Below are 13,000 nucleotides of genomic sequence, written 5' to 3'. Positions count from 1 at the left end.
AGAGTTTTAAGTCAGCCCATAAACAGATTACTTCACTTTGTTCGTAATGACGTAAGTTAATTTTAAAACGTCATTGCGAGGAGCTTTTCACGACGTGGCAATCTGTCCGTTGATAGTTGTAAGTGGGTTTTTAGTCAGCCCATAAACAGATTACTTCACTTCGTTCGTAATTGGGTTAATTTTCCACCGTTACACGAATCCCTTCACTATGACTACTAAATTCTGGTGCATACATACTTTGTATGGTAGTAATGCCATTACTGAAATCGCCAGCATTATTTACACGTACATCATATTCAAATACATAAACTCCTTTTGGTAAATAGTCAAAGAAGAAATTGGTACTTGCATCTTTGGTGCTTTCGTAATATCCTAAGCCGTCTTGCCACTTGTATCTTGAAATTACGTTTATAGGTTCAAAACCTGCTGCTCGCATATCTTTCATGTGTATGAATTCCATATCTCTATCGGATCTCAATTCAATTCTTATCTTAACCAAGTCGCCCACTTTTAAATTGGTATTATCGGTTACTTCAGAAATCACTTCGCCAGAATCAGTATTCTTTTTCAAAAAGATTTTTTTCTTTAATTTCAATGGAGTCTCGGCACTTGTAATTTTATCCAAATCTTCAAAATATTGCCAGTACATAGCTCCCCAAGCAATTCCGTCGCCTTTTTTACTGATTTGTACTTCACCCATTTTTGGTTGAATTTCAGTAGTGTTCCAAGAAGTTTTAAAGTAACCGGTACCTGCTTCGATCTTTACATCTTCTAATGTTGACGGGTCAATCTTTTCACCACCAATTAAAACTTCAACTGCGTCTGTAACTGATAACCACTCGCTACCTTGTAATAATAAGGCGTAGACAGCTTCGGTAGTTGCTTTTGTGGTATTCCATTGATTGGTTTGCTTATTCTTAAGTAGCCAAATTTTTAGATTGTCTACAGTTTCTATGTCGGCAGGGCGGATTTCAGAAAATGCTTCAATCAGTAAAGCTTGTGTTTCTATAGGTGCTTGATACCAAAACCATGAGCTGGTATTGCTTTTCCAGTACATGCCCAATTCATCGCTGGTAATACTATTTTCTTCTAACGCATGTAGAATTTTGGCAGATGTTTTTATATCATCTTTTCTGTTTAGAATTAATGCTAACATTCCCTGTGCATACAAACCTCTTTTTGTCCAATATTTCTGAGATTGCTTTAAATAATACGCGGTTATCTCATCTACTTTCTTAGAGGTTTTAATTTCTGGAAAAAGACTACGCATATATAAATAATGAACCTGATTCGCACTTAAATGATCATCGTTTATATTCGATGTGTATTTCTTCATTTGCTTATACTCTTTCACAAACTCAACATCTAAATATGAAATTGCACTTTCAATCATTTCTGATTGAGAGTTGAACGAAGTTGATAAATTTTGGTTTTTGGTCTTTGTTGAGGTGATTAATTTGTTCAAATGCCCCATTCCCGAAATAATATGTTGGGTAATGTATCTATTATCTGGACCACCATTGAACCACGACCAAGCTCCACTTGAATTCTGATTTTGAGCAAGCTTATTTAAAGCTGATTGCTGCTCGTTTTTCATCTTGTTCAAATTGAACAATAAACCGATTCTTTTCTTTTGTTCGGTTTCAGATTGTGCATCGCGTAACCATGGTGTTTCTTGAATTAACAGTGATTTTAATTCCTCGTTCTTTTCTAGGTTGCTTAGTAGGGCATCTGAATTTGCCCATTGATCAAACACCTCACGAATTCTTGGGTTGCTATTTGCAATATGACTAGCCAAGGTGTTTGCGTAATACCTTGAGAATGTCTGCTCGTTACAATCGTATGGGTATTCCATTAAGTAAGGTAATGCCTGTACTGCGTACCACGCTGGGTTAGATGTCATTTCTAAAGTCAGCTTATGATGCTTCAGCGTAGTCGATGAGGTATTCCTTAACTTATCTAAAGTAAACGTCTTGGTCTGATTGCTACGAATCCACATTGGTAATGTTTCCGTTACCAAAGTTCTGTTTGATAATACGGGCAGCATGTTTTGTTCGCCATCAGAGAAATCACCTGCTTTTGCTATGATTTTATATTGAGCGGATTGCAATCCTTCCGGAATGTTCAATTTCCATGAAACTTGGGTATTACCCATAGCATCCACTTCAAAAGATGCTGTCTCTAGTGTACTAGAAATGGCTAACATTTGTTTTGAAATATCTATGCCAGTTACCGCATCTGTCAGCTCTAATTTCGCCTGACCGGAAAGTAGCTTTTCAGTAAGGTTAGAAATTTTAGTGCTAATTATGATCTCATCACCCTCACGTAAAAACCGTGGTGCATTTGGGATTACCATCAATTCTTTTTGAGTAACTGTAGTGAGATTGGTTACCGTGCTTTCCAAATTTTTGGTATGTGCCAAGAGTTGTAAATTCCAACGTGTTAATGCCTCTGGAGTAGTGAAATTGAAACTTACATTTCCTTCTTTATCTGTCTGTAAAGTAGGAAAGAAAAAAGCGGTTTCTTGAAGATTTTTACGAATGGTAACGGATCCAAAATCTTCGTTTTCTGTCTCTGGTTCTAGTTCTGTAGGTTGAACACCGGCAACAGCACCTGATAATTCGCTTTCTTTTTCAATATTGCCATAGCCAACAGTAACCACCTCATCTAACTCAGCACCATCAGCCATCATTGATTTTCTTAAAGGTGCTGAAGACCTTTTGTACATGGCCCTTGGTTCATAGAAGTTTCCGTATGAACGAAAATCTAACCCGAACGATTCGAAAGAATCAAAATATAGACTTGGGTAACTTATGTTTTCATAATTCGAAAATGTATAGAAGCTACTTGTCGAAAAACTGTCATGAGCATTTGTTCTAATCCGTGAATAGTAATTTGGTCTTTGTAACGGATTAAAGCTCCAAGAATGACCTTTAAATTGATCTAAAGAGGCATCGTACATACTAGCCAATAACTCTGCACTTACTTTTTCTCCTTTAGGACCTTTGACCTTAAAAGACCAAGTTTCATCAACACCCGGAGCAATTTTGTCTCTAAAGGTTGTAGTCTCTATTTGCAAATCGCTTGAAGGGTAGGGCACTAAAATATTATGAGTGTTCCATTCGAAATAATTGGCGAACGCATAACCATAGGTAATAACAAATCCGCCTAAGTCATTTTCTAAAACTGGTACCGATATGGTTTTTGAATTGTTGTTCAACACAATTAACTTTTCATCAACTATAGTATTACTTTTTTCAACCCTTACATAAATATTCAAATCCTTAGCACTTGAAAGAAATGTTATTTGTGCTTTGTCTCCGACTTTATATTGCGCTTTATCTGTTTTTATATGAAACAATTGGTTATCGGCTAATTTTTGCTCGTTACCAGTAAATGTAATAATGGCGATATCTTTTACGGCTTGTCCGAATTTATCTTTTGAATTTAATTCTAACCTGTATTTTCCAGATTCCCAGTTCTTGGTTTTACCGAAATTGATTTCCTTAGAATTTTGAGTATTGAAGTTAGATTGCCAAACCATTTTACCTTTTTTCCAATTGGCAGAATCGTCTTCGTTTTCAAAAGCTTCATACGGATAAAGTTTTAAGAATTCATCTTTTGAAAAACCTTGGTAATCTGGAGCAGCCCATTGCCTTGGGCGTATCACGTTTTCAGGTGCCTGTAACTTGTATAATTTCACCTCGCCTGTTGCCGCTACAAATTCTCCATTTAAGTTTCTGCTCGTAATCGTAAAGCCTGTATCCTTCAGGGTCTTGTCAATGGACTCCTGCACTACTAAATTTACGTTTAGCGCATGATAGCCAACTGCAACATTCGTAACTGTACTTCTAGTTTCTCCATTAATATCGGTTACATCTGCTGTAATTTCATAATTAAAAGTGGGCAGGTTTTCTTTGTCAATACTATTGTCAGGAATAGCCTTAAAATTTATTTTATAGTTACCTGCTGCATCGGTAACAGTTTCACCATGTTCAATTTCTTGAGAAGAGCCATTAAAATAAGGTCTAAACCAATAATACCATCTTGGTAAATTCACGACTCTTTTTACACGGTAAACTACTTTTGCATCTGAGATGGAACTACCTGCATATGCGGTTGCTTTACCTGTCACCGTTATACTATCATTAACTTTATAGGTCTCTGTAACTGGTTCGAAATTTGTTTCGAATTTAGGTCGTTTGTACTCCTCAACTGAAATGCCGGTATATCCATTTAAATTATAATTGCTTGAAGAAACCTGAATAGAAAACTGACCTGTGAGCCCGGAGTTTGGTAATATAAATTCACCCGAAATAGAACCATAATCATTGGTGGTCAACGAAAGGGTTTCTAATTCTTGTCCGTTAACATCTGCAAGCGTAACTTTAATTTTAGCGTTCTCTAAAACTTTAGATACGCCTTTATCTTGGCTAATGGCAATACCCTTAAAATATATGGGCTGGCCTGGTCTGTAAATACTTCTATCCGTAAATAAAAAACATGAATAGTTAATTCGCTCTTCATTTTGGGCATAACCTCTGTTTACGTAATACTCTCCAAAATATGCAGTTTCGCTATCTTTTTTTACGGTTATTGAAACTTCGTTCCAACTTTCTTTATTTTTTTCGATAGTGATGTTGCCATTTTTATCTGTGGTATAGGTTTTACTTTTTATGGATTGATTATAATTTTTTCGATACCTTAAAACAACTTCAGCACCTTCAAGAGGTTTGCCGTTATTACGATTAATTACTTGGTAGAACTGATGTGTTAGGTTTTGTGTTTCAATTACCGCCAAATTGGTTACTTGAACGGTAGTGAAGCTAAATGAATTATTTTTTTCATCGCCAGATTCTGCCACTATCACATAATTTCCATTTTCTAAAGGGGGTATCGAGATTTCAGTACTATGCGTTTGATAATCGTTTTCCGTTTTTAAAGATGCCGACCAAGTTTTTGCAACAGGTAGTTTTTTTATATAGTCTTGTTTCTTATTGTCGTGATATAATTCTTCAAGCTCTTTTAATTGTTTCTGGGTAATTCGGTAAGCCTTTAACGACAGACGCTCCATATTTTTATAACTAACCAATAGTCTGCTTGCCGTGCTGGTTGGTATGTGCTTTTCTGATGTCAGTTGAATAGAGGTATTTTGAATTTCAGATTTTAATACTATGCATTTTTGTGCACCTAAACTTTTAGGGAATCTTGCAATTACATCATCGCAAAGTGCAATGGCTTCTTTTAACTTCCATTGATGTTCTTCATTCGTTTTAGGAGTATATGTGAGTCCTGATTTTTGATATTGAAGTGCAATTTCAAAGGTGTATAAACCCGATAGCGGACTATGTTTTATGTTTTCAGCTGAATTGTTTAGTACCTCAAGAAATAGATTGTCTTTGTTATCGAATGTGGCGTTTGTATGAATAAAACGTAATCGTTCAATATCAACCAATACTAACGGACTCATATCTGGATTACCAAAATGAAATGCTACTAGTTGTTGGTAAATAGCAAGTGCTCTAGACTGTAATGACAGGTTTTGATCATCATCAAAATTTAAAAAACTAGCAGTATATGCCTCGCATAAAATTGCTTCATTGTTAATTTCAAAAGCATCTGCAGGTTTATTGATACCATTCTCGCTAGTAGTATAAAATTCTAAAGCGGTATGTGCAAGAAGGTCAAATAGCGTAGGTCTGTACTTTCGATTTTCTTCATTCTTTTCTAAAATTTCATCAAAATCTGAAATAGAAAGTTGCTGAGTAGTACTGGCATTTTCTAAGGATGCAGTAAAATGATAATCTATTTCTTTAAAAATCGTATCTAAATCCCAAGTTCTAAAATCAACAGAATCAATCTTAACATCTGTTTTGGTTCTGTTATTAAATTTATATCTGTTTTGCTGGTAGTATTGCCAATATAAGTTTGCTAAATGGCTATGAAGAATGCTTTTCGTTGTACTATCTGCAACAACTATTTCTGATTTGAAATCATTAACGATAGTTAATATGGCATCTTCTTCAAGTTTATTAATAAAACCAGATTTATAAAGAAGTGCCTTTACAGTCTGTACCTCATTTTTTTCACTTTTCGCCTTTTCAAAGATAGCTTCAGCTTGTTTTAATGCCGATTTACTCAAGTTTTCCATCTCTGAATCGAGAACTTTATCCCAAAGGGTATCATAAGAATTATGCACTTGGGCATTGCCAAATTGTGTGGACATAAAAAGGATTAAAATTAGATATAGATTTTTCATCATAGTAAAATTACAATACAAAACTGTGCCAAGGTAATTTTATATGCAATGAAAAATGAGTGAAACGTACTTTTCGTTTAGGCAGTTATGCTAGTTTGAAGTTACAGGTGATGATTAGCATAAGAATAGGGTCATGTAATTCACGAAGATATTAATTGACCTTTTATCAATTTTAATAATTTCAAAGTGATTGGTCTGTAGCTGTTTTAAATTAGTTATTGTTTGGTGCATGTTGAACCCGTCAAAGTAATTACCAGCTTGTAACGAAACGGTTAAGGTTCTTTCTAAACCAGTGTTGTTTGGTGTCATGGAGACATTAATTTCTTTCGCATTTTTTCTTTCAATCATACTGCCTTTTTTAATCTAGATATGTAGGTAGATTTATCTTTAAACACCACTTTTATTCATAGTCGTACTGGGTATTACGCAGTTGTTTACAAGAACTTAATACCTTCATAATAATTATTTGCGACAGAGTTAACTCCAACTTTACATTAATCCTTTTGTTTTGATACTTAAAACCAAACTGTATTAAAATGAAAAATTTATTGAGACCTTTTTGTATTGGAATTCTTGGAATTTCGCTAATGTTTATATCGTGTGCTGATGACGGTATTGATGGTATGGACGGTGTAAATGGCATAGACGGAACAGACGGAACAGATGGAGCTGACGGCGCTGATGGAGCTGATGGCGCCGATGGTATGGATGCCGAATTTCCAATAACTATTGATCAGCTTACCTTTTCTAAAATAGGAACATTTACCAATGGTAATGACGAAGCTTTTGCAGAAATATCTGCTTTTGATGCCGTTACTAAAAAGCTGTTCATAGTAAACCCTGAAGAAGATGAAATTTCGGTATTAGATTTGACCGATGCAACAAACCCTGTAAAAGGTGCTTCAATCGTTTTAACCGGGAGTCCTAATTCTGTCGCGGTGCATAATGGTATTTTAGCCATTGCTGTTGAAAATAGCGATAAACAATTAAATGGCACTGTTGATACCTATGACACCGACACACAAGTTTTAATTAAATCTTATGTAGCAGGTGCGTTACCAGATATGGTTGCTTTTTCACCTGATGGGGAATATATTGTTGCTGCCAACGAAGGCGAGCCAAATGATGATTATACGGTGGATCCAGAAGGTTCAATAACGGTTATTGAAGTGGCTACGGAAACCGTAACGCAGATTTCGTTTGCCGGACAAATAGATCCTGGTAACGGGTTCCGGGTTTTCGGTAATGATGGTGCGTCGTCATTTGTGCAAGATGTGGAGCCGGAGTATGTTACCATTTCAGGCGATTCTAGCACTGCATATATTGGCTTGCAGGAGAATAACGGAATGGCAATAGTTGACCTTACCTCTAAGTCCATCACCGGTTTGGTAGGTTTGGGAACAAAGAATCATAATGTATCAGGTAACGAAATTGATGCATCTAATAGAGACGGAATCGCAGGAAATTTAAAAAATTGGAATGTTTTAGGTTTTTATATGCCCGATGCAATAGATTACTTCACAGCTAACGGAAACGGTTTTATTGTTTCTGCCAATGAAGGGGATTCAAGAGACTATGATGGTTATTCTGAAGAGGTGCGGGTTAAGGATTTAGATTTAGACCCTGCTTTTTATCCTGATTTTGAAGCATTACAAGAAGATGAATATTTAGGTCGATTAAAAACAACAACTGCGAACGGAGATGAAGATAACGACGGACTTTATGAGCAAATTTATTCTTACGGTGCACGATCGTTTTCTATTTGGGATACTAACGGACAATTGATATTCGATTCGGGTTCAGAAATAGCTAGAAGAACATTGGCATTGGCTCCATCTATATTTAATCAAGATGAAGGTGAAGTAGATGGTAGGTCAGATGACAAGGGTGCTGAGCCAGAATCAGTAAAGACTTTGAAGGTTGGAGAAGAGACGTTATTGTTCGTAGGATTGGAAAGAACTAGTGGAATATTGGCGTACAACGTAACTAATCCATATAACCCAGTTTTTGTTACTTGGATCTACGATGCTACTGATATTTCGCCAGAGGGCTTAATAGTTGTAGATAAGAACGATAGTCCAACAGGAAACTATTTAATGATTGCAACCCATGAAGTATCTAGTACCATTGCTATTTATGAAATGAAATAACTCTGGAATAATTTTTTTATATCAAGATGAAACGCCAAATAATACTATTTGGCGTTTTTTCTTTTAATACTATTTACGATTTGAAAATAGTATTACTTTTTAATGTTCCTCATAAAGGATCTCATTTTTAAAATGATATCGTCACCATCTTCTTCTAAAGCAAAATGACCTGTGTCATAAATGTTGTAGTCAATATTTTTCACGTCCTTTTTAAAGGCATTGGCTCCGCTTTCAGGAAAGTATGCATCGTTCTTGCCCCACGCTATCAATAGGGGTGGTTGATTATCTCTCAAGTATTGTTGCCACTTAGGGTAAAGCTTTATGTTGTTTTGGTAGTCATAGAACAAATCCATATTTACTTTATGGGCATTTGGTCTTGACAATCTTAGGTAGTCTAGATGCCAAGTATCCGGATTCACATTTTCAGAATTTCTGGTACCATGGGTATATTGCCATTTTAGAGCATCTAACGAAAACGCCGGTAGTATTGTTTTTTCGGTTTCAGGGTTTCTGTCTTTCCAGAATACTCTTACGTCAGCCCAGGCATCGCCTAAACCTTCTTCATAAGCGTTTCCATTTTGATTTATAAGAGCTGTTACTCTTTCTGGGTGAGCAGTTGCAATTCTAAAACCTATAGGTGCACCGTAATCTTGCATCATTAATGCGTACGATATTATTTCTTTTTCTACCAAAAAAGCATCAATTGTAGCCGCTATGTTATCAAAAGTGTAGGTGTATTCTGTTGAAGACGGAAATTCGCTATTTCCAAATCCCGGATAGTCAGGAGCAATTAAATGAAAATCATCAGATAATTGATGTAGCACTTTTCTATACTGATGAGAAGAAGATGGAAAACCATGCAGTAGAACAATAGTTGGGTTATTACTATTGCCTGCTTCTCGATAGGCAATGTTTACACCATTAATATCCATTGTTTTGTATGTAATATTTGTCATTTTACGCTTGTTTTCAATTGTAGAATTTTTATTAGTTTCTTGAGGCGACTTTACTTGGAAGGATGTCATCGTCACCAATAGCAATAAGTATATTAGATTTAGTTTTTTCATTTTATTATAGTTTTCTATCAGACTCTGTTATTTCTAAATCATTGATACTTGCAAATCGTTTTTGCATTAATCCGTCTTCATCGAATTCCCAATTTTCGTTACCATAGGCTCTAAACCATTGCCCTTCTTTGTTTTTATATTCATATTCAAATCGTACTGCTATTCTATTATTTCTAAAACCCCAAAGTTCTTTTTTGAGCTTGTAGTGTAATTCGTTTTTCCATTTATCGGCTAGAAAATTTTGAACCTCTTCACGGCCGTTTAGAAAACTGGTTCTATTACGCCATTCTGTATTTTCGGAGTATGCCATAGATACTTTTATAGGGTCTTGACTGTTCCAGGCATCTTCTGCCATTTGCACTTTCTGTAGTGCCGTTTCTTCATTAAAAGGAGGTAATGGATATTTTTTCATAGTGAATGTATTTATTACCGAACATTCGGTAAATAGATTAATTAAATTTTTTTATGTGTTTAAATATTTGTTTTCAATGTGCATTAGAGCTGTTTCAAAGATTTTGATATCACCCATACCTTTAGATACAACTAAGCTACCTTGTATTTCTATTAATACTTGAAGGGCTTTAGTTTCTGCTTCGGGCGTACTAAAATTTAATGCCTTGCCAATATTGACAAAGGCCGCAATCCAATCTTGCATACCGTTTTTTATTTGTTCTTCAAATAACTCAATACCTGCTTGCATCGATAGGGCCCTAAAAATGCAAGTTTCATTACCACCATCGTATAGTGTACCAATTTCGGCTAAACCTTTTTTTAATCTGGTCTCGGGTGTTAAATTGGTATCAAGCAATGCTTGGTATACATTATCGGTCACCCAACTATTTAGGTGGTTTAATACGGCATCTGCCATTTCTTGCTTCCCGTTAGGAAAACGATGGTATAGGCTCGCCTTTTTTAGTCCTGTGGCATCAGATAAATCTTTTAGGCTAGCACCTTCATATCCTTTTGATCTAAATACTTTAGTCAAGCCTGTTAAAATTTCTACGTCTAATACTTTTTGCGGTCTCATAGGGCAAAGATAGTAATATTTTTTAATTACCGAACGATTGGTAAAATAAATTTATTTTGCTTTCTATCTAGTGCGATAAAATATTGAAGGAGAACTCTAACGATTATGGGACATCGATAAAATACTTTTCAGTCAATGGTTCGTCTTGCCAAAAGGCAAGCTCAAAAGTCCAGTATGGGTTGTCTTCGTATATGAGATGGTAATCGCCCCAGGTATACTGAAAAGAAAAGCTCTCTTGTTTTTCTTTACTATAAACATTACCAAAGAGATAAACACTAGATGTACCGCTAACCCTATTGGTATGTATTTCTATTTTATCTATGTCTACTTCTGTGCCAATTGGTATTTCGGCTACTGTTTCTAAATCAGAGTTCATACCAAAACCATTGCCATCTTCTAAATGATAGCTATAGTCTTCATATCTAGGTAAATCATCATTTAAAATTAGGGTAGGTCTTTTCGTGATTATTTTCTGACTTAAAATTTCTGAAAATGGTTTCTCAGTAGCTACATCTCTGTATTTAGGTCTTGTAAGTATATAAAACAGTAAGGTAACAGTACCAATGACCAATACTAAAAATATTCCGCAACCAATCGCTATTTTCTTCATATGATATTTAAGTATTCAATAGCTGTTTTATTTCAGGTTTTAGTTTTGGCGATCATACCTGATTTTATATATTTCTATTGATAATATTGCTAAAGTAATAGGTTTATCTTTTAATGCCTATTATCACATAAAATTCCAATAGGTAATTCATTTTTATCTAGAAACTGAATTTGAGAACAACCAAAAGACTCCCACATAAACCCAAATACAACAGGCGGTTTGTTCTTAAATAAATTGCCGATATATTGATAGTTTTCAGAGTGTTCTGACACTGCATCTTCTAGATTTAAGTCAGCCTTACCGCTTGATTCCCCTTCTTCTTGATAAATTTCAAAAGATTCTTTTGTCTGTGTATTTATAATAATTAAATCAGACCAACTTGAATAGTCTGTATTTGCCTTTACAAATGCACTTATGTTTTTATAACTTGATGTGTAGGGTTTAAAAATAGAATCGTTCACCAAATCTTCTGAGATGATTTGTTTCTTTAGGTTACTATCAATTTGCTGTTGATTCATTTTTTTGAAAACTAAGGGTTGTAGTCCTTTTTCAACAAAAGGATTTTCTTTCCCAATTACAGCAAAACCGCTATAATCTGCCTTACCTAAATTAAAACCAATTTGATAGTCATAACTATAATAATCTTCTGTTTTGTACTCCTCTATTATGCTAGAATAAGGGTTAATACAAGCCATTAATGGTATGTTTTTAATAGGAAGTCTTTTAACTAAAGTTGATGCTAAGTCGTAAATGAACAATGTATCGCTGTTAGCATAATTCATTCTTTTAAAGAATTCTGTACGTTGTTTTTTGCTAAAGTGTATCGTGTCTTTTTGTAAATCATTTTCATCAATGAAATTTTCGGGCATGTAAAAACTCTCAGATACATTAACAAATGCTAGACTTATATCTATTTCTTTTGAGGGCTGAAGTATATCTCTATAGTAGGGTTCAGCATAGTATAATTTAGTTCTTGATCTTCTCGGCTCGTGGTCAGATAAATAATAATCAAAAACATAAACGGTATCTTTTAAATGTTTTAGGGCAACCCATGTGCCTTCAACTTCTTGATAATTGTCTGTAATAGTTTCTGTTTGCTGTGTACTAAAAAGGTATTCTACTTTATCTCTCCACTCAAATTTTCCTATTACATTACCTTTAGGTTTGTCTCTATAGTTTAAGCCAGACTCGGCAATAATGTATTGCTGTTTTTCTCTAGTTTGGGTAGGGGCTGTTGTTGACTTCTTTACACTATCAACTTCTTTTATCGTATTCTTTGGTGCAACTTGGTTCTGGTTATTGCCCATGTTTTGGTCTTTAGCATTTTCTTTACATCCAAATGTTATGCATAGTGTAGATAGAAGTATAAGTTGTAAATAGTTTTTCATTTTTTTTATTTAGTGAAAATGACTGCTATGATGGAGTATTAATAACGTAGTTTATTTAATTAAAGTGAGTTAGGTTAAGTAATTAGATGAATTTTATATTTAGCAATTGCAGAGTCGCCTTTGTTTTAAAGTAGTGTAATGGGCATTTGCTTATTTGAATTTCCTATTATTTTAAAGCATAATAGCAGCTTTGGCTATAAAGATGGCTAAGATTTTTATCACTAATCCACTCGTATTTCGATTTCATGAATTTTGCAAATTGAGAAAATTCCATAAAACTTATCTCCTTGTCACCTTTTACAGGATTATTACTCACGTAATCATGAGCACATTTATTTACTTTTTTACATAGCTTGTTGCAGAAATCTAATTCTGATGTCGTTAATTCGAAATTTTCATTTCGTAACCTATCTTGGATGTCAACTAGCCAATTTTTTCCAAATTCCATTGAAAAACTCAGTCCGCTGTTTAATGTGCTTTTCGATAATTCCATTTTCAG

9 protein-coding genes are annotated in these 13,000 nt (G+C 34.7%); 1 reads left to right on the top strand and 8 read right to left on the bottom strand.

Translation table 11 applies throughout. The features are described from left to right. Positions 1–175: 175 nt before the first annotated feature. Together ACJJVT_RS12910 and ACJJVT_RS12905 are read right to left on the bottom strand one after the other, a co-directional pair. Entirely contained in the window at positions 176–6,226 is a 6,051-nt protein-coding gene (locus tag ACJJVT_RS12910; protein ID WP_405399221.1) for an alpha-2-macroglobulin family protein, read from the bottom strand. 147 nt (positions 6,227–6,373) lie between these two features. Next, positions 6,374–6,607 (bottom strand): hypothetical protein, encoded by a 234-nt coding sequence (locus tag ACJJVT_RS12905; protein ID WP_405399219.1) that lies wholly within the window; start codon positions 6,605–6,607, stop codon positions 6,374–6,376. A 188-nt stretch (positions 6,608–6,795) separates the two neighbouring features. On the opposite strand from ACJJVT_RS12905, the gene ACJJVT_RS12900 reads away from it, so the two are divergent. Then, positions 6,796–8,409 (top strand): choice-of-anchor I family protein, encoded by a 1,614-nt coding sequence (locus ACJJVT_RS12900; RefSeq protein WP_405399217.1) that lies wholly within the window; start codon positions 6,796–6,798, stop codon positions 8,407–8,409. A gap of 92 nt (positions 8,410–8,501) precedes the next feature. Here the strand turns inward: ACJJVT_RS12900 and ACJJVT_RS12895 are convergent, their stop codons facing one another. From ACJJVT_RS12895 to ACJJVT_RS12870, 6 genes are all read right to left on the bottom strand, one after another. Next, positions 8,502–9,476 (bottom strand): alpha/beta fold hydrolase, encoded by a 975-nt coding sequence (locus ACJJVT_RS12895; protein ID WP_405399215.1) that lies wholly within the window; start codon positions 9,474–9,476, stop codon positions 8,502–8,504. Positions 9,477–9,480: 4 nt separating this feature from the next. Then, on the bottom strand, positions 9,481–9,888 hold the full coding sequence (locus tag ACJJVT_RS12890; RefSeq protein WP_405399213.1) for a DUF1348 family protein: 408 nt from the start codon (positions 9,886–9,888) through the stop codon (positions 9,481–9,483). Positions 9,889–9,939: 51 nt separating this feature from the next. Beyond that, complete coding sequence (locus tag ACJJVT_RS12885) at positions 9,940–10,503, bottom strand: TetR/AcrR family transcriptional regulator (RefSeq protein ID WP_405399211.1); 564 nt, start codon at positions 10,501–10,503, stop codon at positions 9,940–9,942. Positions 10,504–10,606: 103 nt separating this feature from the next. Next, entirely contained in the window at positions 10,607–11,113 is a 507-nt protein-coding gene (locus ACJJVT_RS12880) for a hypothetical protein (protein WP_405399209.1), read from the bottom strand. Positions 11,114–11,223: 110 nt separating this feature from the next. Continuing rightward, entirely contained in the window at positions 11,224–12,501 is a 1,278-nt protein-coding gene (locus ACJJVT_RS12875; protein WP_405399207.1) for a hypothetical protein, read from the bottom strand. Positions 12,502–12,667: 166 nt separating this feature from the next. Next, positions 12,668–12,994 carry a hypothetical protein gene (locus tag ACJJVT_RS12870; RefSeq protein WP_405399205.1) on the bottom strand — a complete coding sequence of 109 codons (327 nt, stop codon included), beginning with the start codon at positions 12,992–12,994 and terminating at the stop codon, positions 12,668–12,670. Positions 12,995–13,000: the final 6 nt, after the last annotated feature.

The organism is Maribacter sp. Asnod2-G09 (assembly GCF_045063795.1).
GTDB lineage: Bacteria > Bacteroidota > Bacteroidia > Flavobacteriales > Flavobacteriaceae > Maribacter.
The sequence above is the reverse complement of the archived record's forward strand: the minus strand, read 5'-3'. Positions and strand labels throughout refer to the sequence as shown.

Excerpts from the sequence above, each read along its gene's own strand:
- ACJJVT_RS12910 (WP_405399221.1), bottom strand. The coding sequence starts at position 6,226 with ATGTCCACACAATTTGGCAATGCCCAAGTGCATAATTCTTATGATACC.
- ACJJVT_RS12905 (WP_405399219.1), bottom strand. The coding sequence starts at position 6,607 with ATGATTGAAAGAAAAAATGCGAAAGAAATTAATGTCTCCATGACACCA.
- ACJJVT_RS12900 (WP_405399217.1), top strand. The coding sequence starts at position 6,796 with ATGAAAAATTTATTGAGACCTTTTTGTATTGGAATTCTTGGAATTTCG.
- ACJJVT_RS12895 (WP_405399215.1), bottom strand. The coding sequence starts at position 9,476 with ATGAAAAAACTAAATCTAATATACTTATTGCTATTGGTGACGATGACA.
- ACJJVT_RS12890 (WP_405399213.1), bottom strand. The coding sequence starts at position 9,888 with ATGAAAAAATATCCATTACCTCCTTTTAATGAAGAAACGGCACTACAG.
- ACJJVT_RS12885 (WP_405399211.1), bottom strand. The coding sequence starts at position 10,503 with ATGAGACCGCAAAAAGTATTAGACGTAGAAATTTTAACAGGCTTGACT.
- ACJJVT_RS12880 (WP_405399209.1), bottom strand. The coding sequence starts at position 11,113 with ATGAAGAAAATAGCGATTGGTTGCGGAATATTTTTAGTATTGGTCATT.
- ACJJVT_RS12875 (WP_405399207.1), bottom strand. The coding sequence starts at position 12,501 with ATGAAAAACTATTTACAACTTATACTTCTATCTACACTATGCATAACA.
- ACJJVT_RS12870 (WP_405399205.1), bottom strand. The coding sequence starts at position 12,994 with ATGGAATTATCGAAAAGCACATTAAACAGCGGACTGAGTTTTTCAATG.